Consider the following 22,692-nt stretch of genomic DNA (forward strand, 5'->3'; position numbering starts at 1 on the left):
CATACGATGCGCGGATGTTCGGACGCCCCGGAACCGCCCTGCCCGAGCTCTGCACCGATCTGGCCAAGGCGGTGATCCGGCTCGACTCGCGGGCCTCGACCAAGAGCTACCGCGCCATTGTGGACCGTCTCCCCCAAGCCGATCAGCCGGAACTGACCGCCGCGCTCGCGCCGCTGGTTCCGGCGCTGGAACAGGTCGCCCTCGGCAACGGCGGGATGCTGGCCACGCTGGTCGCCGGTCTGATCGAGCAAGGCGCCGACCCGCTACCGGTGCTGCCGGTGCTGGTCGACCGCCTGGCGACCGGGCTCGAGCTGGCCGCCCAGTTCGGGGTGCTGGCCGACAAGCTGGGCAATGAGGTGACCGCCCCGACCTCGGCCGACGAATACCGCGACCTGCGCGAACGCCTGGTGCGGGCGGCGCCCTCGGCCGGGCTCAGCGTCGAGGAGGCCGGCGAGATCACGCAGGCCTGGTTCACGGTGAAGGACTGGATCCCCAGCCTGCTGCTGCCCCTTCAGCAGAAGCCGGCCCGTCAGGCGCTGCCGCAGCGCGAACGCCTGACCGCGGCCACGGCCGGGATGACTCCGCACGCCGACGACGCGGCCTGGCTCTACGGGCTGCTCGAGGTGCTCGACGACGAGCCGCTGCTCGTGCTGCACCGGCCGACCAAGCAGGCGTACGACCTGACGATCAGTGGCGTGGGCGACAACTTCCAGCTGCACACCCTGCTGGCCGCGACCCTGATCGGGCCGGCCTCGCGCGGGCTGCTGCCGGGCACGCCGCCCGAGGCCGCCTGGGTCGCGTCGGCCACCGAGGGCGAGCTGTCGCCGCCGTCGCCGATCCACGGGCAGTTCTACCTGGCCGACGCGACCGGCGAGACGATCTGGAACGAGGGCCGGCCGGCCGACATCCCACTGCTCGGCGATCACCGTGTGGTGGTGCTCGACCCTCCGCCGTACGAGCGCAGCTGGAACATCGGACGCACTTATCCGCTGATGAAACCCGAGGTCACGCTGAACCGGGTGCTCCCGGCGGCGGAGGCTTTCGAGTGGGCGTCGCGGGTGTCTCCGGCGTCATAGCCCTCAGCATGCTCCTCGACCCGACCGGCTCGAAGCCCCGTTTCCCGCCCGGCGCGGTGGTGAGAAGCACAACATCGGTCGCGACGGTGGCGGCCTCGGCGCAGGCGGCGGCGAAGACCGCGTCGGTGCGGCCGTCGGGGGCGTAGGTCGCGCCGACCCGGGTCATTCCGGCGATCACGGGGGTGCGGCCGGCCATCGCGGTGGGGACGCCGTCAACTTCCCAGAGCGTCAGGCCCCCGTACGAGAGAGGAAAGTCGACCACGTAGGCCAGGTCGCTCGGATCGCCCGGGTTGGCCGCCATCAGCTCGTGGTACCAGCGCACCAGCAGGTCGCGGTCGTCGAGGGTCGCCCGGCGGGCCCCTTTGCCGGGTGGCGGCGGTGGGGTGGCGAGCCGGCTGATCGTGATGCGGACCTGTTCCTCGAGGCCGGGCCACGTGGTGCGGGCCTGGTCGAGCGAGCGTGTGTCGACGCCGAGCCCGGTCACTCCGGGCAGCACCGAGGCCAGCGGCGTCCAGGCATCGTCGGGCAGCGGCGTCAGGACCGGCGCGTGCCGGGGCGCCCGCAGGAAGGCGCCGGTCGCGGGCGAACCCCACCACCCGAAGAGCCGTTCCTCGGCCGTCGGGTAGGCCGCCTCGGTGAGTAGCAACGTGTTGCCGACCGGGTCGGCGCGCAGGAAATCGCCCGCGGCGGCCAGGAACTTGCGGACGTCCGTCGTGGTGACCCAGCCCTGACTCATGAGCTCATTTTTCCTGTCACACACCGGCGCTAGGGTCGGCGGATGGTGGAGCTGGTTCTGCGTTCTCGGCGGGTGGTCCTCGGTGATGGCGAGCGGGCGGCCGCCGTGGCCGTGTCGGGCGGCAAGGTGGTGGCGGTGGCCGGCTACGACGACGTGTTCGACACCGAGATCGACACCGACCTGGGCGAGACGGCGCTGCTGCCGGGCCTGGTCGACACCCACGTGCATGTGAACGAGCCGGGCCGCACAGAGTGGGAGGGTTTCGCCTCGGCGACCCGCGCGGCGGCGGCCGGTGGCGTGACCGTCATCGTCGACATGCCGCTCAACAGCCTGCCGCCGACCGTCGACGTCGAGGCCCTGGGCATCAAACAGGCGGCCGCGCGGGGGCAGACGTTTGTCGACGTCGGGTTCTGGGGCGGCGCCATCCCCGGCAATGTGTCCAAATTGCCCGCTCTGCATGCTGCCGGTGTGTTCGGCTTCAAGGCCTTCCTGGCCGATTCCGGGGTGCCGGAGTTTCCACCCGTGTCGGCCGCGGAGCTGCGGGAGGCTGTCTCGGTCGTGCCGCGCGCCCAGTTTGTCGTGCACGCCGAAGACCCTGACCATCTGGGCGATTTGCCGGGCTCGGCAACCTACGGTGAGTTCCTGGCCTCCCGGCCCGTCGAGGCCGAGCATGCGGCCGTGAGCACCGCCATCGACGCCGCCCGCCAGACCGGCGGCCGCGTGCACATCCTGCATCTCTCGGCGGCCACCGCCCTCCCGCTCATCGAGGCGGCCCGGGCCGAGGGGCTGCGGGTCACGGCCGAGACCTGCCCGCACTACCTCACCCTCGACGCCGACCAGATCCCCGAGGGCGCGACCGAGTTCAAGTGCTGCCCGCCGATCCGCGACGCCGCGAACGCCGACCTCCTCTGGCGGGCGCTGGCCGACGGGCTGATCACGTGTGTGGTCAGCGACCACTCCCCCTGCACACCCGAGCTCAAGCGGCGCGACACCGGCGACTTCGCGGCGGCGTGGGGCGGCATCGCGTCGGTGCAACTGGGTCTGCCGGTGATCTGGACCTCGGCCCGTGCCCGTGGCTATTCGCTCGCCGACGTGGTCGACTGGATGGCACGCCGCCCGGCCGACCTGGTGGGGCTGCGTGACAAGGGCCGGATCGAGGTGGGCGCCGACGCCGACCTGGTCGCGTTCGACCCCGACGACACCTTCGTCGTCGAGCCGGCCCGGTTGCACCACAAGAACCCCGTCACGCCGTACGCGGGAAAGAAGTTGGCCGGTGTCGTCCGCACCACCTGGTTGCGCGGGCACGCCGTGACCGGCGAATCGGCGCGGGGGAGGTTCCTGACGCGGAAGGACGCCTGATGGAGGATTTCGCCGCTGTGCCCGACTCGGTCTCACGAGCCCTCGGCGAGGATTTCGCCACGCTGCCCGACCTGGCCTCGCGTGCACTCGGGGGTGGTGTCGTGCACGCGAACGACGAGTTCTTCGCGGCGGCCGACCACCTGGTGCTCCCGACGGCGCCGGTCTACGCGCCGCGCACCTTCGACCACAAGGGCCAGGTGTACGACGGGTGGGAGACCCGGCGGCGGCGCGAACCGGGCGCGGACGTGGCGATCATCCGGCTCGGCGCGCCCGGCGTGATCCGGGGCGTCGACGTCGACACGGCGTTCTTCACCGGCAACTACCCGCCCCACGCGGCGATCGACGGGCTGGCCGTCGAGGGCTATCCGGAGCCGGCCGAGCTGCTGGCCGCTTCGTGGACCCCGCTGGTCCCGAAGTCGCCGCTCAAGGGTGACAGCCGCAACCTGTTCGCCGTCACCGACGAGCGGCGCTTCACCCACGTACGGCTGACGATCTTCCCGGACGGCGGTGTGGCCCGGCTCCGCGTGCACGGCACGGCGGTTCCCGATCCGCGGCTGCTGCCCGAGGTGTTCGACGTGGCAGCGCTGGTCAACGGCGCCCGGATCACCGAGTGCAGCAACATGTTCTACGGCCACCCCGAAAACATGCTGATGCCCGGCCTGGCCCAGCACATGGGCGACGGCTGGGAGACGTCCCGCCGCCGCGACGACGCGAACGACTGGGTGACGGTCCGGCTGGCCGCGCCGGCCGAGATCACGCTGGTCGACCTCGACACGACCCACTTCAAGGGCAACGCGCCGGGCTGGGCCACGGTCCGCGGCAGCGAAGACGGCGTCGACTGGTTCGACATCCTGCCGCGCACCGCCCTGCGTCCGGACACCCCACACCATTTCCCCGTACGGCCTGAGCGCGTCGCCACGCACGCCAGGCTCGACATCTTCCCCGACGGCGGCATGGCCCGGCTTCGCCTGCACGGACGGCCGGCCGCGAACACCCTCGAGGAGCAGTTCCGCCGGCACACGCCCGGTTCCTAGCTCGTCGTTCTCCCCGTTCCCTACGGCCGGTCACCCGGGTCGCGCTGTGACCCACCTGACGTACGAGGTGTTGCGGTAGTTTGCCGCCATGGCCTACGACGACGTGCTGGTCCAGCGTCTGCGCGACCGCCTGACCGACCCGGCGGTGACCGAGCGCAAGATGTTCGGCGCCTTGGCCTTCTTCACCAACGGCAACATGACGGTGGGCGTCCACGACGACCAGCTGATCGTGCGCTTGAGCGTCCCCGAGGTCGAGGCCGCGCTGACCCGCCCCGGAGTGCACCCGTTCGAAGGCAACGGCCGCACCATGAAGAGCTGGATCCTGGTCGACGGCGACCACCTGGACGACGACTCCCTGGACGCGTGGGTGGCCGCCGCCCTGGATCACGTGACCGGGTTGCCGCCCAAGTGACGGCGCTTCGCCCGATACGGCTGCAGGTAGAGATAGGCCCCCGAGAAGAACAACATCGCAAGCGGCAACAACGGCGTGTACGAAACCCACACCAGCGACTCACCACCGACGGTCAGCGCCACCGTCGTCGCGATCACGGTGACCGTGAAGAACACCGCCATCCACCGGTGCGCCTGCCGAATCCACTTGCCCATCTCAGACCTCCTCGTCGGGTGTTGACGCAGGTCACGCTATGGGCACCGCGGCATCACCCGCTTCTCGATTCCTGACCGTTCCCGTTTCCTCGTGGCCCCGTCGCGGGCCGGCGTGCCCGATGCGTTCGGCGCGCCCGGCGTTCCAGGCGCGCTCGGCGTTCCCGGTTACCACGCTGCGCTGTCCGGCCGGTCCGGTCACCGCGCCGCCGTATTCGGCCGGCATGGCTACCGTGCGGGGATGCGCGCGCCGATCCACGTCACCGAATGGCCCGGGCCACCCGCGGCAACGCCGGCGCTGCTGGTGCACGGCACGCTCTCGTGGGCGTCACGCACGTTCGAACATCAGCGCCCGCTGGCGACCAACCGCCGGGTGCTGCTCCCCGATCGGCGCGGCTTCGGCGACAGCCCCGACCTGGAAGGCCCGTTCACCAGCGACTACGCGGTAGACGCGACCGACGTACGCGCGCTGATGGCCGCCGCCGGACCGAAGGGCGTGCACCTGGTCGGCCATTCATACGGCGGCACGGTCGCGATGCTGGCCGCCGCCGCGGAACCCGACCTGGTGCGCTCGCTGGTGCTGATAGAGCCGTGCGCCCACACCGCAGCCACCGACGCACCGCTGGTCGCGAACGCCATCGAGGACGCCCGCCGCTTCATGGCCACCGCCCGGCAGGGCTCCCCCGAGGCGTACGCCGACGTGGTCTTCGGCGACCGCCCCCGACCCGGCCCACCGGCCCGCGTGTTGCGCGCGGCCCGGACGGCCCTGAACGAACGCCCGTGCTGGCTGGCCGACCTGCCGACCGCAGCGCTGCACGCGGCGCCGTTCCCCAAGCTGGTCGTGCTCGGCGGCTGGGAAACTGCCACACCCGGCTACCGCCCCGGCATGGCCGAGCTGATGACCACCGTCGGCACCGCCGTCGCCGCCCGCATCGACGCCCAGCTGTTCCCCATCCCCGGCGCGGCTCACGAGCCCCAGCGCGAACAGCCCGAAACACTCAACACGTTGCTCGAATCCTTCTGGGCCGCCGCGGCGTACGGAAGGCCTTAGAGGAACGTCAGCAGCTCCTCCCGCGCGAAACCGGCGTCGGTGAGGGCGCCGCAATTGAGGCCGCGCAACAGATAGGTGGCCAGCGCCCGGGCGGTGGCGGGTTCGTCGGCGATGCCGCTGTCGGCGCGGGACAGGTAGCGCTGGAGCCGGACCACGGCGGTGTCGCGGCCCTCGCGGAAGAACGCGTACGTGGCCGCGTAGCGCGTGGGCAGCTGAGCCGGGTGCAGGTCCCAACCCTGGTAGAAACCGCGTTCGAGGGATCGCCCGACCAGGCGGTGGTGGATCGACCAGGCCTCCTGCACCTCCTCGCGGGTGCCGACGGGCAGGATGTTGGTCGAGCCGTCGGAGAGCCGCACCCCGGTCTGGGCGGCGGCGGCCTGCATCACGGCCTTGGCGTGGTCGGCGGCCGGGTGGTCCATGGCCTGGAAGGCGGCGGCGACCCCGGCGGCGGCGCTGTAGTCGTACGTGCCGTAGTGCAGACCGGTGCAGCGGCCGTCGGCGGCGGTGATCAGGCGGGCCACGGTGGCGGTGCCGTCGGCGGCGAGCACGGCGGCCGGGAGCTCGATCTGGATCTCGAAGCGGAGCGTGCCGGCGGCCAGCCCGTACGCGTTCTCCAACCTCTCCAGCAGCGTGACGAACGCGGCCACCTGGTCGGCGCCGCTCACCTTGGGCAGCGTGATCAGGAAGTGGTCGTCCTGATAGGAGTCGAGGAACAGGTCGAGCGTGCGCAGCGACCGGTGCCGGGTGGTGGCCTCCAGCGATTTGACGCGCAGGCCGAGGAACGGTGGACGCTCCCCGGCCCGCAGGATCGTCGCCGCCTTGCGGACCGCCGCGTCTTCCTGGTCGTCGTCGCGGACGCCGTAGCCGTCCTCGAAGTCGACGCGCAGGTCTTCGATCGGCTCGCGGGCCAGTTTGTCGCGGACACCCGGCACCGACCACGGGAAGTCGTGCTGCTCCATCACCCGCAGCGCCTCGGCGCCCCACTCGCGGAAGCCGTCGAGCCGGTCGGCCGGAATGTAGACGGTGTGCACGGGCTGCCGGTCGGGACGCTCGCCCGGGTAGCGCGCCGCGAGAAACGCGTCGTGCGCGGCGAGCCGGCCGTCGAGATCGGCGTAATCGGTGCCGGTGAGCCGCATCAGTCGATCGAGTCGTAGGCGGCGGTGGTCAGGAAGTCGGCGAAGTCGTCGGCCAGCGCGACCCGTTCGAACAGCTTGCGCGCGTCGTCGAAGCGGCTGCCGGCCCACGCCTCGTCGCCGATCGCCTCGCGGATCTTGGCCAGCTCCTCGTCCTCGATGCGGCCCACGAGGTCGGCGGTGATGGCGGTGCCGTCGGGCAGGCGTACGTCGTTGTGGATCCACTGCCACACCTGCGAACGCGAGATCTCGGCGGTCGCCGCGTCTTCCATCAGGTTGTTGATCGCCACCGCGCCGTTGCCGCGCAGCCACGCCTCCAGATATTGCAGGCCGACCGAGACGTCGTTGCGCAGGCCCTCCTCGGTGACCTCGCCCGGCGTGGCGGCGACGTTGAGCAGCTGCTCGGCGGTGACCTCGACCTCGGGGCGCTGCCGGTCGAGCTGGTTGGGCCGGTCACCGAGCACGCGGTCGAAGATCTCGGCGCACACCGGCACGAGGTCGGGGTGCGCGACCCACGAGCCGTCGAACCCGTCGCCGGCCTCGCGTTCCTTGTCCTCCCGGACCTTGGCCAGCGCGACCTCGTTGACCGCCGGGTCACGCCGGCTGGGGATGAACGCCGCCATGCCGCCCATCGCGAAGGCGCCCCGCCGGTGACAGGTGGAGACGAGCAATTCCGTGTAGGCCCGCATGAACGGCGCCGTCATCGTGACCGACGCGCGGTCGGGCAGCACCATCGACGGGTTGTCGCGGAAGTATTTGATGATGCTGAACAGGTAGTCCCAGCGGCCGGCGTTGAGCCCGGAGATGTGCGGCCGCAACGCGTGCAGGATCTCCTCCATCTCGAACGCGGCCGGGATGGTCTCGATGAGCACGGTGGCCCGGATCGTGCCGACCGGGATGCCGAGCGTCTCCTGCGCGTAGGTGAAGACGTCGTTCCACAGCGCGGCCTCTTTGTGGGACTCCATCTTGGGCAGATAGAAATAGGGCCCGCTGCCGCGTTCGAGCAGCTCCTTGGCGTTGTGGAAGAAGTAGAGCCCGAAGTCGACCAGGGCGCCCACGGCCGGCTCACCGTCGACCGGCAGGTGCCGCTCGTCGAGGTGCCAGCCGCGGGGGCGCATCACGATCGTCGGGTAGGGACCCCCGTTGAGCTCGTACGTCTTCTGGGCCGTCTCGAGCGTGATGGTGCGCCGGATGGCGTCGTGCAGGTTCTGCTGGCCGTCGACGACGTTGGACCAGTGCGGAGTGTTCGCGTCTTCCAGGTCGGCCAGCCACACCTTGGCCCCCGAGTTGAGCGCGTTGATGGTCATCTTGCGCTCGGTGGGGCCGGTGATCTCGACGCGACGGTCGCGCAGGTCGGCCGGGGCGGGCGGCGCACTCCACTCGGCGGCGCGGATGTCGGCCGTCTCGGGCAGGAAGCCGAGCGACCCGCCGGCGGCGATGGCGGCCCGGCGTTCGGCCCGCGCGCGCAGAAGTTCGTCTCGCCGCGGGCGGAAGCGCCTGTTCAGATCGGCGACGAACGCTACGGCCTCGTCGGACAGGATCTCGGTCATCGTCGGCGGCTCCCCTCGATGCGGCTGTTCCCCTCAAACCGTAGTGGAGCCGGGGTGCCTCGCAACCGCCTGTGGATAAACAGGTCCGCCCACCTCCGTGGTCCCTACGGAGATGGGCGGACCTGGCGTGAGGTGCGGGCGCGACCTGGGGACGGTGAGCGCGCGCCCGCACCGGTTATCAGTGGTTACCGAAGGTGTCGCACTTGGCCTTCTGCACCAGGCAGTCCTTGACCCGGTGGCCGAGGGCCGCGTCCTCCCAGGCGGCGAAGACGTCGCCGTGCATCGAGCTGGCCATGCCCGAGCTGAGCTCGAAGCCGTCGGCCGAGCCCGAGGTCGGGTAGCCGATCACGAAGGCGATCGACGGGATGGCGACCGGGAACTTGCCGCTGCACTTGCCGGACGAGTCGGCCGGGCCGGTGTGCGACTTGTGGTCGGGGCTGTCCAGGTGGACGCCGTCCCAGCAGTCCGGGAAGGTCAGGTGGTAGGTGAGCTCGGCGGTCTTGGCGCAGACCGGCCAGTTGCCGTCGGCGCTGCGACCGATCTCGCCACCGGCGCCGGCGCACCAGAACTGCCCGTTGGCACCCTTCGGCGTGGCGACCTGGCGCTTGGCGTCACCGACGACCATCCGGAAGCCCTGCGGCAGCGGCATGGTCCTGGTCGGGTCGGGCAGACGCGAGCCGTAGTAGACCGTGACGCCGTGCGGCTCGACCTTCTTGCCGTTCTCATAGAGGCTCGGGATCCAGTACGCCGAGTGGTCGTCGTCCGGCTTGCAGCTCGAACCGGTGTTCTTCAGCAGGGTGTCGGTCGTCGTAAAGGCGTCCGTCGCGTTGTTGCCGAGGAACGAGTGCATGTGCGAGCCGCCCGGCAGACCCGGCAGCACGATCGGGTCGTCGGCCCGAGCGTGGCTGACCGTGCAGGAGGCGTTGAACTCGGCCACCCGTACGGGATTGCCGGTGATCGCCTTGGGCTTCATCGCGTTGAACTCGGCGAGCTGGGCCTTCCACTTGGCCTGGTCCATCACGACCCAGCCGGCGCCGGTGGCCGGAGCGCTCGTGCTGGGCGCCGCCGTCGGCGCGGTGGTCGTCGGGGCCGTGGTCGGCTGAGTCGTGGGCGGCGTGGTGGGCGTCGTCGTGGTGCCGCCCAGCGTGAACCAGTTGATGTTCACGAAGTCGGACTTCTGCGCGCTCTTCATCACGGCGACGAGTGTCTGCTTGCCGGCCGGCGCCTTCACGGTGGCGGTCCTGGTGACCCACTTCTGCCAGCCGCCGGTCTTCGTCACCGGGATCGAGGTCAGGAGCGTGCCCGTCTGCGAACCGAGCCGCAGCTCGATCGAGCCACCCGTCGAGTTGTCGGAGGCGATGCGCGCGGTGACGGTGGAGCCGATGGTCACGTTGTCGTAGCTCAGCCAGTCACCGTTCGCCAGCCAGCCGACGTTCTTGCCGCCGTCGGCGTCGCCGGTGTTCTCGGTCTGCGCGCCCGACTGGGCCGCGAAGGCCTCGGCCTGCAGCCGCCCCGGGACAACGGTCTCGGCGGCGTTGGCGGTAGCGATGTAGACGCCACTCCCACCGACCGCGACGGCGACGGCCGCGCCGAGGGCAACGCGGGTGACGCGGCGACGCTTGCGGGGATCGGGCGGGGCGACGTGTTGGGGGTCAGTCCGCATTTCTTGCTCTCTCGTCTCTGCCGTGCTCGCTTTATCGGGCCGTTTCGAAAGCGAGTATGCAGAGGTCAGAGCGTTCTTTCAACGCGTGGAGAAAGAATTAGGAATTGCCTTCCAGAGCACCGCAGGTAGCCGCGATTTCCATTCCGGATAACATTTTTCCCGCGATCCGACCTTAAGACTTCCTTAAATACTCCCCGGTTTCACGCGGCAACCCACAGTCAAACCCGTTTCCCCGTACGCCTTCAGCGCTCGCTGTCGAGCAGACGCCGGTGGGCACGGACCGCGTCGCGGGCAAGAGTATCCGCATCGGCGTTCACGAGTTCGGCCCGCTCGACCACCGGCCGCCCACCGACCAGCGCCAGCTCGACCGGCGCGGCCGGCCCGAACACCAGCGCCACCAGCCGATCGTCGATGCCCGCGTGCCCCAGCCCGTCGAGCCGCCACATCACGAGGTCGGCCAGCTTGCCCACCTCGAGCGACCCCAGCTCGTCCTGCCGCCCCAGACAGCGAGCGCCGCCCATCGTCCCCAGCCGCAGCGCCTCCCGCGCGTCCAGCGCCTTCGGCCCACCCCGGGCCCGCGCCGTGTAGAGCGCCTGCCGCAACTCCTCCCCCAGGTGACCCGCCTCCTGCGAGGCCGAACCGTCCACCCCCAGGCCGACCGGCACCCGGTGGTCGAGCAGTTCCCGCACCCGGGCCACACCCGCACCCAGCCGCGCGTTCGAACTCGGGCAGTGCGCCACGCCCGTACCCGTGGCCCCGAGCTTGGCGATCGCCGAGTCGTCGAGGTGCACGCCGTGGGCCAGCCACACGTCGTCGCCGAGCCACCCGAGCCGTTCCGCATACTCCACCGGGGTGCAGCCGAACCGCTCCCGGCAGAAGTCCTCCTCGTCATCGGTCTCGGCCAGGTGTGTATGCAGCCGGACCCCCTTGCGCCGGGCCAGCGAGGCGGCCTCGCTCATCAGCCGCTCGGTGACCGAGAACGGCGAGCAGGGCGCCACCGCGATCCGCAGCATCGAGCCGGGCGACGCGTCGTGCCAGCGGTCGATCGCCTTCTCGGTGGCCACCAGCGCCTCGTCGGTGCTCTCGACGACGTTGTCGGGCGGGAGCCCGCCGTCCTTGCGGCTGAGATCCATCGACCCGCGCGTGGGGTGGAAGCGCAGCCCGATGCGCCGGGCCGCCTCGATCTCGGCCTCGAGCACGTCGCCCCCGTCACGCGGGAAGACATAGTGGTGGTCCATCGACGTGGTGCACCCGGAGAGCGCCAGCCAGCCCAGCCCCGCCCCGGCCGCCGCGCCCACGACATCGGCGTCGAGCCGCCCCCAGATCGGATAGAGCGTGGTCAGCCAGCCGAACAGCGTCTCGTCGACCGCCAGCCCCCGGGTCGCCCACTGATAAAGGTGGTGATGCGTGTTGACCAGCCCGGGAGTGACCAGGCAGCCCGCCCCGTCGACCCGCCGCACCTCCCCCGACGCCGCGCCGACCCCCGACGCTCCGCCGAGCTCGGAAGCCGGGCCGATCCCCGACACCCCACTGATCCCGGGCGCCCCGCCACGCCCCGGTGCCGCGCTGATCGATGGCGCCGGGCCGGCCCCGACGGCGAGGATGCGCCCGTCGTCGCCGACCACCACATGGCCGTCGGCGTGATAGGTGTCGCCGGCGTCGACCGTGGCCACGGCGACGTTCTCGATGACGATCATGGGTACCACTCCGTGATCGCCGGCGGCACGTCGTCGCGGGTCACAGTGCCCTCGATCAGCCCGTAGGGCCGGTCGCCGGCGATGAAGACCTCGTTGTCGTTGGTGAGGTCGAACGGCGACAGGTCGACCAGGTAGTGGTGCTTGTTCGGCAGCGCCAGCCGGATCTCGGCGATCTCGGCCCGGTCGGTGAGCACCTGACTGCCCATCGCGAACAGCGTCTGCTGCAGCGAAAGGCTGTGCGTCTCCACGAACGCCCTGGTCAGAGCGTCGATCGCACCCTCATAGGACTTCGCCCAGTCGGTTTCGTCGGCGAGGTGCCGCCAGCGGCCGTCGACCGCCGTCGCGAGGATGCGGTCGGTGGTCTCGGGCAGTGTCGTGTAACGGTCGCGCGGGAAGCCGTGGAACTCCGAGTTGGTCGAGTTCAGCAGCACCATCCCCTGGATCCCGCTCACCACCTGGGTCTGCTCGACCGTCACGGTGATCTCCGCCGTACGCGTGTGGTCGCCCTGCCGCCGGAACGAGTGCGGGCCCAGACGCGTCCAGCCGTACGACTCGATGCCGATCCGCGCCGCCCGCACCTGGGTCTGGGTCTCGACGAAGTGGCGGCCCAGGCGCAGCGCGAACTCCTCGGGCTCGCCCACGCCGTGTTCCTTCGCGAAGGCATACACCGTGTTCTTCATGGTGTCGGTGGGGAGCACACCCGAGTTGTCGCCGGTCAGATGGGTCGCGGCCAGGTCGCCGGAGAGCGCGACGCTGACGTTGAAATCGGCCAGCGTGTGCGTCTCGCCGTCACGTGAGACGCGGACCAGCCGGGTCTCGGCCTTGCCGTAGCGGTTTTCTCCGAGCACGATCGCCACGCGCGTTCAGCTCCCTCGATAGGTCGTGTATCCGTAGCGGCTGAGCAGCAGCGGCACGTGATAGTGCCGCTCGGGGTCGCGGACGTGGAAGGCGACCGTGATCTCCGGGAAGAAGCAGTCGGGGCCCAGATAGGGCTCGACGTAGAAGGACAGGCGGTAACCCCCGGCCTGCCACTCGTGCAACGGGACCCGGTAGCGCAGCCGGCCGTCGTCGTCCGTGCGCCCTTCGGCGATCGTCCCCCACCCCTGCGCGTCCCGTCGCTCCAACCGCACATAAACATCACGGGCGGGATCGCCGCTCACCGTGTCGAGGATGTGGGTCGAGATCTTGGCGTGGAACTCGGGCGAGGTGCCGTCGTCAGAGGGCATCGAGCACCCGCTCCAGTCGCAGCAGCGCGATCTGGCGCAGCTGGTCGGTGACGACGACCCGCTCGGTGGCCTCGTCGTTGGTCAGCCGCTCGCGCGCCGCAGCGAGGATCTCCTCCTGCGTGCGCCCGGTCGCGAAGATCAGAAACACATGACCGAACTTCCCCTCGTACGCACGGTTGGCCTCGATCAACGCAGCCTTGGTGGCCTCGTCGGCACTCTGGGCGGCGGCCGACTGCTCCCGGCGGGACCAGGCGGCCTCCGGTGAGTCGCCGGCCGCACGCTCCCCTATTCGCGGGTGGGCGGACAGCCCGGCCAGCACGTCGGCCCAGCTCAGCTCGCGGGCGGCGGCGTCGGCCGCGGCGAGCAGGTCGGCCCGGCTCGGATACGGCCGTTTGGCCGCGATCGTGGCGCCCCAGGCCGGAGCGGCGAGGCAGGCGAGAAGGTCTGCCTCGAGGCGGGCGTCGGGCAGCGCGTTGAACACCTCGACCGCGTCCATCGGCACCCCTTCCTGTGTCGATCAGTCAAGCAGGCTCACACGGGGCTCGTGGAGCCTTTGCGGCGGGAATTAACACACCGCACACGTGAGGTCATGCGGTGTGTCCGGTTTCCCGGCCGAGGACACCTTGCCACGGCCCGCCGACAATTTCCTGGCCTGTGGACAACCGGCCGGCTGTCCACAGGCCCGCAGCGAACTGTCGGACCCGTGAGCCAGGATGGTCGCGTGCTCATCGCCGACGACGCCCTGCCCGACCTTCCGATCCGCCCGGTGCTCCCGCGGGTCCGAGAGGCGCTGTCCGGCGACGGCTCGGCGGTGCTGGTGGCGCCGCCCGGCACGGGCAAGACGACGCTGGTGCCGCTCGCGCTGAGCGGTCGCGTCGTCGTGGCCGAGCCGCGCCGCCTGGCCGCCCGGGCCGCCGCCCGCCGCATGGCCGCGCTGCTGGGTGAGAAGCCCGGTGGCCGGGTGGGTTACACGGTGCGTGGCGACCGCCAGGTCTCCCGGGCCACCCGGGTCGAGGTGGTGACGACCGGAGTCCTCGTACGCCGTCTTCAACGCGACCCCGAGCTGGCCGGCACCTCGGTCGTGGTCCTCGACGAGTGCCACGAGCGCCACCTCGACACCGACCTCGCGCTGGCGTTCCTGATCGAGGTGCGGGCCGCCCTGCGCCCCGACCTGGGTCTGCTGGCCACCTCGGCCACGGCCGACGCCGGGCGCCTGTCCGAGGTGCTGGGCGCCGCCCCCGTGGTGACGGCCACCGCCCGCACGTTTCCGGTCGAAGAGATCTGGGCGCCCCCGTCCGGCCCGATCGCGCCGCCGCTGGGCCTGCGGGTCGACCCCCGCCTGCTCGACCACGTGGCCGCCACGACCCGCCGGGCCCTGGCCGAGGGCGAGGGTGACGTGCTGGTGTTCCTGCCCGGCGCCCGCGAGATCGACACGGTGGCCGGCCGCCTGGGCGGGGTCGACGCCGAGGTGATCCCGTTGCACGGCCGCCAGCCCGGCGCGGTGCAGGACGCGGCGCTGCGCCCCGGCCCGCGCCGCCGCGTGGTCCTGGCGACGGCGGTGGCCGAGAGCAGCCTGACCGTCCCCGGTGTGCGGGCCGTGGTCGACGCGGGCCTGAGCCGGGTCCCCCGCATGGACCACGCCCGCGGCCTGGGCGCCCTGGCCACGGTCGCGGTCTCGCGGGCGGCCGCCGTCCAACGGGCCGGCCGGGCGGGTCGCGAGGCCCCCGGCCGGGTCTACCGCTGCTGGTCCCCCGCCCAGCACGACCGCCTGCCGGCCCAGCCCGAGCCCGAGATCGCCGCCGCCGACCTGACCGGTTTCGCGCTCGATCTGGCGCTGTGGGGCCACCCCGACGGCAGCGGTCTGTCCCTGCCCGACCAGCCCCCACCCGGCGCCCTCCAGTCGGCGGTGTCCACGCTGCGCGACCTGGGCGCCGTCGACGTCGAGGGCCGCGTCACGCCCAGGGGCCGCGCTTTGGCCGACGCCGGCCTGCACCCCCGCCTCGCGCGCGCCCTGCTCGACGGCGCTCCCCTGGTGGGCGCCCGCCGGGCGGCCGAGATCGTGGCCCTGCTCGACGACGACCGGGCCGCAGCCGACGACCTCACCGCCGCGTGGCGCCGCGCGCGGGGCAGCCGAGACCCCGCCTGGCGCACAGAGGTCGGCCGCCTGACCGCCGCCCTCCACCGCAACCCCGCCGACGAAACCGTCCCCGACGTGACCGACGCCGCCGCAGCCCTGGACGCCGCCGACCCGCCCTCGCCCGGGGGCGGCCGCGCGGCCACGCGCGAGGGCAGCGCGACCACGCGTGGGGGCGGCGCGACCACGCGTGAGGGCGGCGGCGGGCTGCCGGACGATCTGGCGGCTGGGCTCGTGGTGGGGCTGGCCTATCCGGAGCGGGTGGCTCGGGTCCGGGAAGCGGGCGGCCGGGCCTATCTGATGGCCGGGGGCACGGCCGCCGATCTCGGGCCGGGCAGTGGGCTGGCCGGGGTCGAGTGGCTGGCCATCGCTTCGGCCGACCGTACGGCCGGGGCCCGCACCGCCCGGATCAGGGCCGCGGTGCCGTTGGACGAGGCGACCGCGGTCGAGGCGGCGGCGACGTTGCTCGGCGACACCACCGAGATCGGCTGGGTGGACGGCGACGTGGTCGCGCGCACGGTTCGCCGGCTGGGGGCGATCACGCTGGTGGAGCGCCGGATCGCCGATCCTGATCCCGCGCTCGTGCGGGCCGCGCTCCTGGAGGGGCTGCGCCGCGAGGGGCTGGGCCTGCTGACCTGGTCGCGGGCGGCGAACGAACTGCGCGAGCGGCTCGCCTTCGCGCACGCCACACTGGGTGACCCGTGGCCCGACGTCAGCGACGAGGCCCTGCTGGCCCGGGCCGACGACTGGCTCGACCTGGGTACGGCCCGCCGCCGCTCCGAGCTGGCCCGCGTCGACGTCGCCGCCGGTCTGCGCCGCCTGCTGCCGTGGTCGGTGGCCGGCCGGCTCGACGAGGTCGCCCCGGAACGCCTGCCGGTGCCGAGCGGTTCCCGGGTCCGGGTCGACTACACCGATCCGGAGTCGCCGGTGCTGGCCGTCAAGGTCCAGGAGGCCTTCGGCTGGCGCGACGCCCCGCGTCTGGCCGACGGACGCGTCCCGGTCCTGCTCCACCTGCTCTCGCCCGCCGGCCGCCCGGTCGCCGTCACCCGCGACCTCGCGTCGTTCTGGCAGCAGGGCTACCCACAGGTCAGAGCCGAGCTGCGCGGCCGCTACCCACGCCACCCCTGGCCCGAAGACCCGACCACCGCCGAGCCCACCCGCCGAGCGAAACCCCGCTCGAGATGAGCACGAACCGCCCGGCCCCACAGCCTCGACAGCAGGCCACGAAATGTGGGCCACGCGCGGGCGAGTGAGCTCGCAACGGGACGGGAGCTTGAGGGGGTCGGCGCGGGCGAGTGGGATGCGACGGCACGGGGAGCTGGAGGGGCCGACGCGGGTGAATGGTTCTCGACGGGACGACGGGAGTGGGCGTGAGCTATCTGGTTGAGGTGGAGCACCGGTTCCGGGCGGTGCAGGGACTGCCGTCGCCGGTGCGGGCCGAGCGGGGGCTGTCGCGTCTGGCGTCCGGTGAGGGAGTCGAGGTGATCGTGCGGGTGGCGGTCGCGTTCGAGGACGAGCAGCTGACCCCGCGTGGATGGTTCTTCGACACCGACGCGGCGGCCGCTGAGCTCGCGGAGTGCTGCGCCGAGCTGGAGGGGCGGCCGTGGACCGAGGTCTTCGAGTTCCGGCCGACGTTCGAACTCGTCGCCCGCCACCTGCACGCCCGACTCGCGGCACGGCTCCCGCAGCTCGCGTACGTCGAGATCCGGGACGTCGACTTCGGCGTCACTACGCGATACGTCCCGCCGCCGCGCCATCGAACCGGCATCCGCTGAAGCGCCACAACCGGCGGGCCCATCGCTGAGCGCGCCGCGCCCGCCGAGCAAGAGGGCGTCGCGAGAAACGGGCGAGCCAGCGCGACCAGCCGCGGAGCGAGCGGCCTCGCCATCGCGCGGGCGACAGCCGACGACGAGCGATCCGCGCCACGACAGACCAGCCGAGCGATCCGCGCCGCGGCGGAGACGGGCGGGCGGCGGAGACGGGCGGGCGGCGGAGACGGGCGGGCGGCGGAGACGGGCGGGCGGCGGAGACGGGCGGGCGGCGGAGACGGGCGGGCGGGGCTTCCTAGGAGGCTAGGTGGGCGGCCGAAGAAGGGGGCGTGTGCTGCGACGGCAGCGTGGGCTGCTGCAAACGGTGCAACGGCCCGGGCTGGCCGAACAGATAACCCTGCCCCAGCGGGCACCCGACCCGGGCCAGGGCGTGCGCCCGGGACGGCGTCTCGATCCCCTCGGCCACGACCACGATGTTCAGGTCGGTGCAGATCGCCAGCACCGAACGGCACAGCGCCTCGGCCCGGTCGGGGGCGATGTCGACGTCCGTGAGGGTGGAGTCGAGCTTCACGATGTCGACCGGCAGGGAGTGGAGCTGGGCCAGGGCGTTGTAGCCGCTTCCGAAGTCGTCCAGGGCGATCCGCACACCGTGGGCCCGCAACCTCGACACCACCGTGGCCGCGATGGTGATGTCCTGGATGCGGCGGGTTTCGGTGATCTCCAGGACCAGGCGGGAGGCCGGCATGCCGCTGCGGGCCAGGGCACCGACCACCGACTCCTCCAGGCCGGCCTGGCCCAGGCGGGCCGCCGACACGTTGACGTGCACGTCGATCGGGCGGCCGTAGATCGCCGCCAGGGTGGTCGCGTCGGTGCAGGCCTGGCCCAGCACGAAGTCGTCGATGGCGGCCACCAGGCCGGTGCGTTCGGCGACCGACACGAACACGTCGGGGTGCACGGTGCCGGCCACCGGTGACGTCCACCGGGCCAGGGCCTCGACCGCGACCGTCGCGCCGTCGCTGAAGCGGACGATCGGCTGGTAGAAGACCTCGAAACCGGCCGCCGCGGGACGACCCACGGCCAGCGCCTCGGCCAGCAGGTGGGGCAGGTCGGCGTTCGGGCCGCCGTCGTGGGCGCCGGAGTAGCGGGCCAGCGCGCCCTTGCCGCGGCGCTTGCTCGAATACATCGCGGCGTCGGCCCGGCGCAGCAGCGCGTCCGCCGTCATGGGCTCGCCGGGCTCGGACACGACCAGGCCGATGCTCGCGCCCACCACCATCGTGTGGCCGTCGATCGTGAACGGTTCGCGCAGGGCGCCCAGGATGCGGTGGCCGGTGGGTTCGGCGTCGGCCGGGGTGTGGTCGAGCAGCACCGCGAACTCGTCGCCGCCGAGGCGGGCCACCAGGTCGTCGGGTGAGACGCAACGCTGCATGCGTTCGGCGATCGCCCGCAGCACCCGGTCGCCCATCGCGTGGCCGAAGCTGTCGTTGATGAGCTTGAAGTCGTCGAGGTCGGCGAAGAGCACGGCGACCGGCCGGGTGCCGAGCGCGCCGGTGAGCCTTTCCCGGAACAGCGCGCGGTTGGCCAGGCCGGTGAGCGGGTCGTGGTATGCCTGATGGTGCAGGCGCCGCTGCCCCTCCGACACCCGGTCGAGCAGCACGGTGTTGTCGACGATGGTGAACATCTGGCGGGCCACGACCAGGCCCAGGCCGAGCCAGCCCAGGTAGGCCTCGAACGGCGAGAGCGGGTTGCCGGCCCCGGTGTTGATCGCGATCATGACGCCGGTCGCGGTCACCGGCACGTACGGGAGCAGCAGGTGCAGCCATTCGCGTTCATCCGTGTCGGCCGGGGCCTGGGAGCGCGCCGACGGTGAGCTGAGCGCCGCGACCGCGAGCAGCGCGGGGCCGAGCAGGTGCCCGGCCGACTGCCACGGTGGCAGGGGCCCGTCGGCCAGCTGCACCAGCCGCAGTGTGTCGGTGACGCCGAACGCGACGATGGCGGCGCCGGCCAGCGCCAGGGGCTTGCGGGCGGCGCGCGAGTCGGGCCGGGTCAGCAGCAGGAGCACGACCATGGTGGCCAGCACCAGGTCGGCGATCGGATAGGTGGCGGCGGCCACGATCAGCGACGTGGGCTGCGCGTCCCAGCGGAACCAGTCACGCGGGACCACCGAATAGGCCAGCGCGAGCAGCGAGCCCGCGATGAGCACGCTGTCGATGATCAGGGCGATCTGGTCGCGGCCGGCCGAGGTGGGCACCGAGCGCGGGCGGGTGTAGGGCGCCACCAGCAGACCGGCCAGCAGTGCCGCGGGCAGGATGAAGAACCCGACGTCGGACATCATCGTGAGCGTCCGGTCGGGTACGACGATGTCCTGCAGCAGCCACCAGAGCCGGTTCAGCGCCCAGCCGGCCAGTCCGACGCCGACGATGATCCGCCAGCGGCGTTGCAGCCCGGTGCGGCTGCGGGCCGTGGCGAAGCAGATCAACGCCGCGGCCGTGCCCACGACCAGTTGCGCGGCGTCCGCGTAGATCTGCCACTGCTGCGACCCGGCGAACTCGCCGAGCGCGGTCACCCCCAGGACGATCGCCAGCGTGACGAGGAGTCGCGCCGTCATCATCACCACCCATACATGCCGCGGGTAACCTACCGCAGTGGCGGGCGAGACGAAGAGTGCTCAGTCCCCGGCTGTCAGATCGGCGACAATCACGGTCACGTTGTCGGGGCCGCCACCCCGCAGGGCCAGGTCGATCAGCCGCTCGCAGCACGACTTCGGGTCTTCGGCGGCGAGCATCTCCTGCTCGATGGTCTCGTTGGTGACCACGGCGGTCAGGCCGTCGCTGCACAGCATCCAGCGGTCGCCCGGCTCCGGTTCGACGATCACGTAGGCCGGGCTGACCGGTTCGCCCTGCAGCACGCGCGTGACGACCGAGCGGCGCGGGTGCCCGGCGGCCTCGTCGGGGCGGATCAGGCCCTGGTCGACGAGCATCTGGACGTACGTGTCGTCCTTGGTCAGCTGGTTGAGCCGGCCGTCGCGCAGAAGGTAGGCCCGGGAGTCGCCGACGTGGGCCATGGCCGCGCGGGTGCCCGAGAAGATGACCGCGGTGAGCGTGGTGCCCATGCCCTGGAGCGAGTTGTCGGCCTCGACCTGCTCGGCGATCCGGCCGTTCGCGACCTCGAGCGCCTTGTGCAGCGCGTCCATCTGCTGGTCGTTCTCGATCGGGGCGTCGAGCGGCGTCATCGCCTCGATGGCGAGCCGGCTCGCGAGGTCACCGGCGGCCATCCCACCCATGCCGTCAGCGACGACGAGGAGGCGGTCACCGGCGAAGTAACAGTCCTCGTTGTTGCTCCGGACATGTCCTTGATCGGTGCCGGCGGCCCACCGCAGGTGCAAGGTCATGGCGTGCAGCTTCCCAGATCATCGCAACCCTGTCTGCACGCGGTCGGCGGCGCGTCGTCGGAAAAGCATCTCACCTGGGCTTCAGGGGACGGCCGAGGCATCGGGGATCGACCTCCGTCACACGGCGTGTCGGTGCGATCCAGGAAAGCACCGAGTCGGACAAGGGCCATCCCCGGACCGCGACGGCGCTTTCCGGCGGGCGTACGGGCTCGGGGCAGAGGGTCTTGGAACGTACTTGGTCGTTGGGGAGGAACGTTACCTGCCCGCCGCTCCGCAACACAGTCGTCGACGTGTCATCCACACTGATCAACTGCCCGCGTACGACGGTCAGCTTGCCCCCTTCCGGCCCGACCTCGACGGCGCTGTTCGGCAGGACCGGCGCACGCAGGAAGACCACGCCGATCACCAGCGGCGCCACCAGGGCCGCCCCGACCGCGGGCCAGTGCGTGGCGAGCCGGGCCGACCACGGCGGCACCGGCCCGGTGAGCAGCGGCCCGAGCAGCGGCGGCACCCCGAGCAGCAGCGCCGTCGAGTGTTCGCCGGTGCGCAGCGCCTCGGTGATGCCCGGCCACACGAAGATCAGCACCAGCGCGCCGACAAGGATCGGCACCCCCAGCGTGATCCAGACCATCAGCCAGCGCTCGCCGCGGAACCGCTGGGCCCCGGTCAGTCCGAGGATCGCGACGACCAGCATGACCAGGGTGGGCAGCAGCCGCAGCTGCCAGGTGAAGCCGGCCAGCATCGCGGCCAGCAGCACCACCCAGTCGGGCATCCGCAGCGCGGTGACCGCCAGCAGCGAGCGGCCGGCGTCGTCGGGGGTGCTGACCAGCAGGATGCCGCCGAGCAGCCGGAGCACCAGGATGACCGCGGGGATGGTCCAGATCAGCGTGATGAACAACGCGCTGATCATGCCGAGCGGCGAGATGTACTGCACCAGCAGCAGCATCGTGGGCAGGTCCTGCCGGCTCAGGTACCACAGTCGCAGCACGAGCAGCACCAGTGGGAACGCCGGCAGCACGGTGAGCAGCCAGTTGAGCTGGGCGCGGCGCCGGCGGGGCGCGATCGGGCCGCCCTTGGTGAAGACGTCGGTCATCTAGAACACGTCCTCCCACGGCAGCTCGCGGATGTCCGGCCGGTCGGGCCGGGGCTGGGTCGCCACCGCGATCGGCGTCTTGCCGTTGGCCGACGCCTCGGACTGCAGGTTCGCCTGGTAGGCGCGTTCCCAGCGGTCGTCGGCCGGTTCGTAGTAGGAGCGGTAGAGCGTCAGGTCGACCAGTTTCTTGAGCGCCTCGTTCTCACCGACGTTCACCCCGTACGCCTCGGTCGCGTCGATGCCCATGTCCCAGTGGTCGAACTCCTTGGGGTACTTCGCCTTGAAACCCGCGAGGATCGCCGCGTCGGTGGAAACCGCCGTCACGCGCCCGGCCCGCAGGTCTTCGATGCACTCACGCATCCGGTTGCGGCTGACGACGTCGGCCCCGGCCGTCACGAGGGCGCTCGCGCTGGTCGCGGTCGAGAGTGAGCAGACCTGCTCGCCCTTGAGGTCGCGCAGGGTGGAGACCGGCTTGTGCTTGCCGGTCAGGGTGAGCACGGACTGCTCGGTGAACAGGTAGGGCTCCGAGAAGGTGACGTCCTTACGCGCCTCGCGCTCGGCGGTGATGCTGTAGCTGGCGATCACCATCTTGACCGGCACCCGCTTGCCCGAAAGGTCGACCGCCTGCATGCGGGCGCGGTCCTCGCTCTCCATCCCGTAGAACCGCACGTCGTCGCGGCGGAAACCCAGATCCTCGGCGATCATGTACGCGATGTCGACGTCGAAGCCGGTCCACCGGCCGTTGACGTCGCGATACGCCGTACCGGGCTGATCGTCCTTGACCCCGATCGGCAGCACGGTCCAGGTGTCCACGCCGGACTGCGCCCGCAGCTCGGCCACCGAGGGCGGCCCGCCGCCGAACACGCGCACGACGGCCAGCCCGAGCGCCAGCACCAGGGCCAGCCCGAGCGCGGCCAGCCGGAACATGGCCAGGTTGAAGCGGGGCGGCGGGTCGACCAGCGGCTCCGGGTCGGGCGGGGGCAGCCGGCGGTCGGCCGCCTCCCGCTCGGCGACGTCCTGCACCGCGATGTCTTCGGCGGTGCCTTCCGGACCGGCTGGGGTACGCCGTCGCACCGGCCACGCGAAACGGCGATCGGAACTCATGGGCGCCAATCGTGCCGCATGAATGTCACGGCCGGGCTACCCGGGAACCCCGTCCGGGGGCGGATTCACCCGCCCG

General features: G+C 71.9%; 20 protein-coding genes. 7 read left to right on the forward strand and 13 right to left on the reverse strand.

The features are described from left to right. Positions 1–14: 14 nt before the first annotated feature. A complete protein-coding gene (locus tag JIG36_RS43600) occupies positions 15–1,076 on the forward strand; it encodes a hypothetical protein (protein ID WP_203382758.1) in 1,062 nt (353 codons plus the stop codon). Here the strand turns inward: JIG36_RS43600 and JIG36_RS43605 are convergent. Continuing rightward, the gene (locus JIG36_RS43605; protein ID WP_203382759.1) at positions 1,006–1,812 is read right to left on the reverse strand and encodes a hypothetical protein; all 807 of its coding nucleotides are present in this window, start codon (positions 1,810–1,812) and stop codon (positions 1,006–1,008) included. The two genes, JIG36_RS43600 and JIG36_RS43605, sit on opposite strands and share 71 nt — an antisense overlap. Before the next feature lie 42 nt (positions 1,813–1,854). Here JIG36_RS43605 and allB point away from each other — a divergent pair, with 42 nt between their 5' ends. The 3 genes from allB (at position 1,855) to JIG36_RS43620 (ending at position 4,617) form a co-directional block, all read left to right on the forward strand. Continuing rightward, positions 1,855–3,171: an allantoinase AllB gene (allB, locus tag JIG36_RS43610; RefSeq protein WP_203382760.1), complete on the forward strand. Its 1,317-nt coding sequence runs from the start codon at positions 1,855–1,857 to the stop codon at positions 3,169–3,171. Further along, the gene (alc, locus tag JIG36_RS43615; RefSeq protein WP_203382761.1) at positions 3,171–4,205 is read left to right on the forward strand and encodes an allantoicase; all 1,035 of its coding nucleotides are present in this window, start codon (positions 3,171–3,173) and stop codon (positions 4,203–4,205) included. Before allB ends, alc begins: the two co-directional genes overlap by 1 nt. Positions 4,206–4,293: 88 nt before the next feature. Next, positions 4,294–4,617, forward strand: a complete 324-nt coding sequence (locus JIG36_RS43620) for a TfoX/Sxy family protein (protein ID WP_203382762.1) — start codon at positions 4,294–4,296, stop codon at positions 4,615–4,617. Here the strand turns inward: JIG36_RS43620 and JIG36_RS43625 are convergent. After that, a complete protein-coding gene (locus tag JIG36_RS43625; RefSeq protein WP_203382763.1) occupies positions 4,590–4,811 on the reverse strand; it encodes a hypothetical protein in 222 nt (73 codons plus the stop codon). The genes JIG36_RS43620 and JIG36_RS43625 overlap by 28 nt on opposite strands. A gap of 238 nt (positions 4,812–5,049) precedes the next feature. Between JIG36_RS43625 and JIG36_RS43630 the strand changes: the two genes are divergently transcribed. Next, a complete protein-coding gene (locus JIG36_RS43630) occupies positions 5,050–5,859 on the forward strand; it encodes an alpha/beta fold hydrolase (RefSeq protein ID WP_203382764.1) in 810 nt (269 codons plus the stop codon). Here the strand turns inward: JIG36_RS43630 and JIG36_RS43635 are convergent. The 7 genes from JIG36_RS43635 to uraD all read right to left on the reverse strand — a co-directional run bounded on the left by JIG36_RS43635 (position 5,856) and on the right by uraD (position 13,624). Continuing rightward, positions 5,856–6,995 (reverse strand): DUF6986 family protein, encoded by a 1,140-nt coding sequence (locus JIG36_RS43635; RefSeq protein ID WP_203382765.1) that lies wholly within the window; start codon positions 6,993–6,995, stop codon positions 5,856–5,858. The two genes, JIG36_RS43630 and JIG36_RS43635, sit on opposite strands and share 4 nt — an antisense overlap. Beyond that, positions 6,995–8,542, reverse strand: coding sequence for a malate synthase A (gene aceB, locus JIG36_RS43640; protein WP_203382766.1), 1,548 nt, complete (start codon positions 8,540–8,542; stop codon positions 6,995–6,997). The genes JIG36_RS43635 and aceB overlap by 1 nt, the downstream gene beginning before the upstream one ends. Positions 8,543–8,720: 178 nt before the next feature. After that, on the reverse strand, positions 8,721–10,205 hold the full coding sequence (locus JIG36_RS43645) for a DUF1996 domain-containing protein (protein WP_203382767.1): 1,485 nt from the start codon (positions 10,203–10,205) through the stop codon (positions 8,721–8,723). A 242-nt stretch (positions 10,206–10,447) separates the two neighbouring features. Continuing rightward, positions 10,448–11,902: an 8-oxoguanine deaminase gene (locus JIG36_RS43650; protein WP_203382768.1), complete on the reverse strand. Its 1,455-nt coding sequence runs from the start codon at positions 11,900–11,902 to the stop codon at positions 10,448–10,450. After that, positions 11,899–12,759, reverse strand: a complete 861-nt coding sequence (gene pucL / locus JIG36_RS43655) for a factor-independent urate hydroxylase (protein ID WP_203382769.1) — start codon at positions 12,757–12,759, stop codon at positions 11,899–11,901. The genes JIG36_RS43650 and pucL overlap by 4 nt, the downstream gene beginning before the upstream one ends. Before the next feature lie 6 nt (positions 12,760–12,765). Beyond that, positions 12,766–13,128: a hydroxyisourate hydrolase gene (gene uraH / locus JIG36_RS43660; protein WP_203382770.1), complete on the reverse strand. Its 363-nt coding sequence runs from the start codon at positions 13,126–13,128 to the stop codon at positions 12,766–12,768. Next, positions 13,118–13,624, reverse strand: coding sequence for a 2-oxo-4-hydroxy-4-carboxy-5-ureidoimidazoline decarboxylase (gene uraD / locus JIG36_RS43665; RefSeq protein WP_203382771.1), 507 nt, complete (start codon positions 13,622–13,624; stop codon positions 13,118–13,120). The genes uraH and uraD overlap by 11 nt, the downstream gene beginning before the upstream one ends. 231 nt (positions 13,625–13,855) lie before the next feature. Here uraD and hrpB point away from each other — a divergent pair, with 231 nt between their 5' ends. Both hrpB and JIG36_RS43675 read left to right on the forward strand, forming a co-directional pair. Then, positions 13,856–16,447, forward strand: a complete 2,592-nt coding sequence (gene hrpB, locus JIG36_RS43670) for an ATP-dependent helicase HrpB (RefSeq protein WP_203382800.1) — start codon at positions 13,856–13,858, stop codon at positions 16,445–16,447. A gap of 185 nt (positions 16,448–16,632) precedes the next feature. Further along, the gene (locus tag JIG36_RS43675; protein ID WP_307873151.1) at positions 16,633–17,037 is read left to right on the forward strand and encodes a 6-carboxytetrahydropterin synthase; all 405 of its coding nucleotides are present in this window, start codon (positions 16,633–16,635) and stop codon (positions 17,035–17,037) included. Positions 17,038–17,326: 289 nt separating this feature from the next. Here JIG36_RS43675 and JIG36_RS43680 read toward each other — a convergent pair whose 3' ends face one another. From JIG36_RS43680 to JIG36_RS43695, 4 genes are all read right to left on the reverse strand, one after another. Further along, positions 17,327–19,636 (reverse strand): putative bifunctional diguanylate cyclase/phosphodiesterase, encoded by a 2,310-nt coding sequence (locus JIG36_RS43680; RefSeq protein WP_203382773.1) that lies wholly within the window; start codon positions 19,634–19,636, stop codon positions 17,327–17,329. A gap of 60 nt (positions 19,637–19,696) precedes the next feature. Beyond that, positions 19,697–20,419 carry a PP2C family protein-serine/threonine phosphatase gene (locus JIG36_RS43685; RefSeq protein ID WP_203382774.1) on the reverse strand — a complete coding sequence of 241 codons (723 nt, stop codon included), beginning with the start codon at positions 20,417–20,419 and terminating at the stop codon, positions 19,697–19,699. 70 nt (positions 20,420–20,489) lie between these two features. After that, a complete protein-coding gene (locus tag JIG36_RS43690; RefSeq protein WP_203382775.1) occupies positions 20,490–21,512 on the reverse strand; it encodes a hypothetical protein in 1,023 nt (340 codons plus the stop codon). Beyond that, positions 21,513–22,616 (reverse strand): transporter substrate-binding domain-containing protein, encoded by a 1,104-nt coding sequence (locus tag JIG36_RS43695; RefSeq protein ID WP_203382776.1) that lies wholly within the window; start codon positions 22,614–22,616, stop codon positions 21,513–21,515. Positions 22,617–22,692 lie beyond the last annotated feature (76 nt).

The sequence above is a fragment of the Paractinoplanes ovalisporus genome (assembly GCF_016834655.1).
Classification (GTDB): Bacteria; Actinomycetota; Actinomycetes; order Mycobacteriales; family Micromonosporaceae; genus Actinoplanes; species Actinoplanes ovalisporus.

Excerpts from the sequence above, each read along its gene's own strand:
- JIG36_RS43600 (WP_203382758.1), top strand. The coding sequence starts at position 15 with ATGTTCGGACGCCCCGGAACCGCCCTGCCCGAGCTCTGCACCGATCTG.
- uraD (WP_203382771.1), bottom strand. The coding sequence starts at position 13,624 with ATGGACGCGGTCGAGGTGTTCAACGCGCTGCCCGACGCCCGCCTCGAG.
- JIG36_RS43620 (WP_203382762.1), top strand. The coding sequence starts at position 4,294 with ATGGCCTACGACGACGTGCTGGTCCAGCGTCTGCGCGACCGCCTGACC.
- JIG36_RS43685 (WP_203382774.1), bottom strand. The coding sequence starts at position 20,419 with ATGACCTTGCACCTGCGGTGGGCCGCCGGCACCGATCAAGGACATGTC.
- JIG36_RS43645 (WP_203382767.1), bottom strand. The coding sequence starts at position 10,205 with ATGCGGACTGACCCCCAACACGTCGCCCCGCCCGATCCCCGCAAGCGT.
- uraH (WP_203382770.1), bottom strand. The coding sequence starts at position 13,128 with ATGCCCTCTGACGACGGCACCTCGCCCGAGTTCCACGCCAAGATCTCG.
- JIG36_RS43635 (WP_203382765.1), bottom strand. The coding sequence starts at position 6,995 with ATGCGGCTCACCGGCACCGATTACGCCGATCTCGACGGCCGGCTCGCC.
- JIG36_RS43695 (WP_203382776.1), bottom strand. The coding sequence starts at position 22,616 with ATGAGTTCCGATCGCCGTTTCGCGTGGCCGGTGCGACGGCGTACCCCA.
- alc (WP_203382761.1), top strand. The coding sequence starts at position 3,171 with ATGGAGGATTTCGCCGCTGTGCCCGACTCGGTCTCACGAGCCCTCGGC.
- JIG36_RS43650 (WP_203382768.1), bottom strand. The coding sequence starts at position 11,902 with ATGATCGTCATCGAGAACGTCGCCGTGGCCACGGTCGACGCCGGCGAC.
- JIG36_RS43690 (WP_203382775.1), bottom strand. The coding sequence starts at position 21,512 with ATGACCGACGTCTTCACCAAGGGCGGCCCGATCGCGCCCCGCCGGCGC.
- allB (WP_203382760.1), top strand. The coding sequence starts at position 1,855 with ATGGTGGAGCTGGTTCTGCGTTCTCGGCGGGTGGTCCTCGGTGATGGC.
- JIG36_RS43630 (WP_203382764.1), top strand. The coding sequence starts at position 5,050 with ATGCGCGCGCCGATCCACGTCACCGAATGGCCCGGGCCACCCGCGGCA.
- JIG36_RS43625 (WP_203382763.1), bottom strand. The coding sequence starts at position 4,811 with ATGGGCAAGTGGATTCGGCAGGCGCACCGGTGGATGGCGGTGTTCTTC.
- aceB (WP_203382766.1), bottom strand. The coding sequence starts at position 8,542 with ATGACCGAGATCCTGTCCGACGAGGCCGTAGCGTTCGTCGCCGATCTG.
- JIG36_RS43680 (WP_203382773.1), bottom strand. The coding sequence starts at position 19,636 with ATGACGGCGCGACTCCTCGTCACGCTGGCGATCGTCCTGGGGGTGACC.
- JIG36_RS43605 (WP_203382759.1), bottom strand. The coding sequence starts at position 1,812 with ATGAGTCAGGGCTGGGTCACCACGACGGACGTCCGCAAGTTCCTGGCC.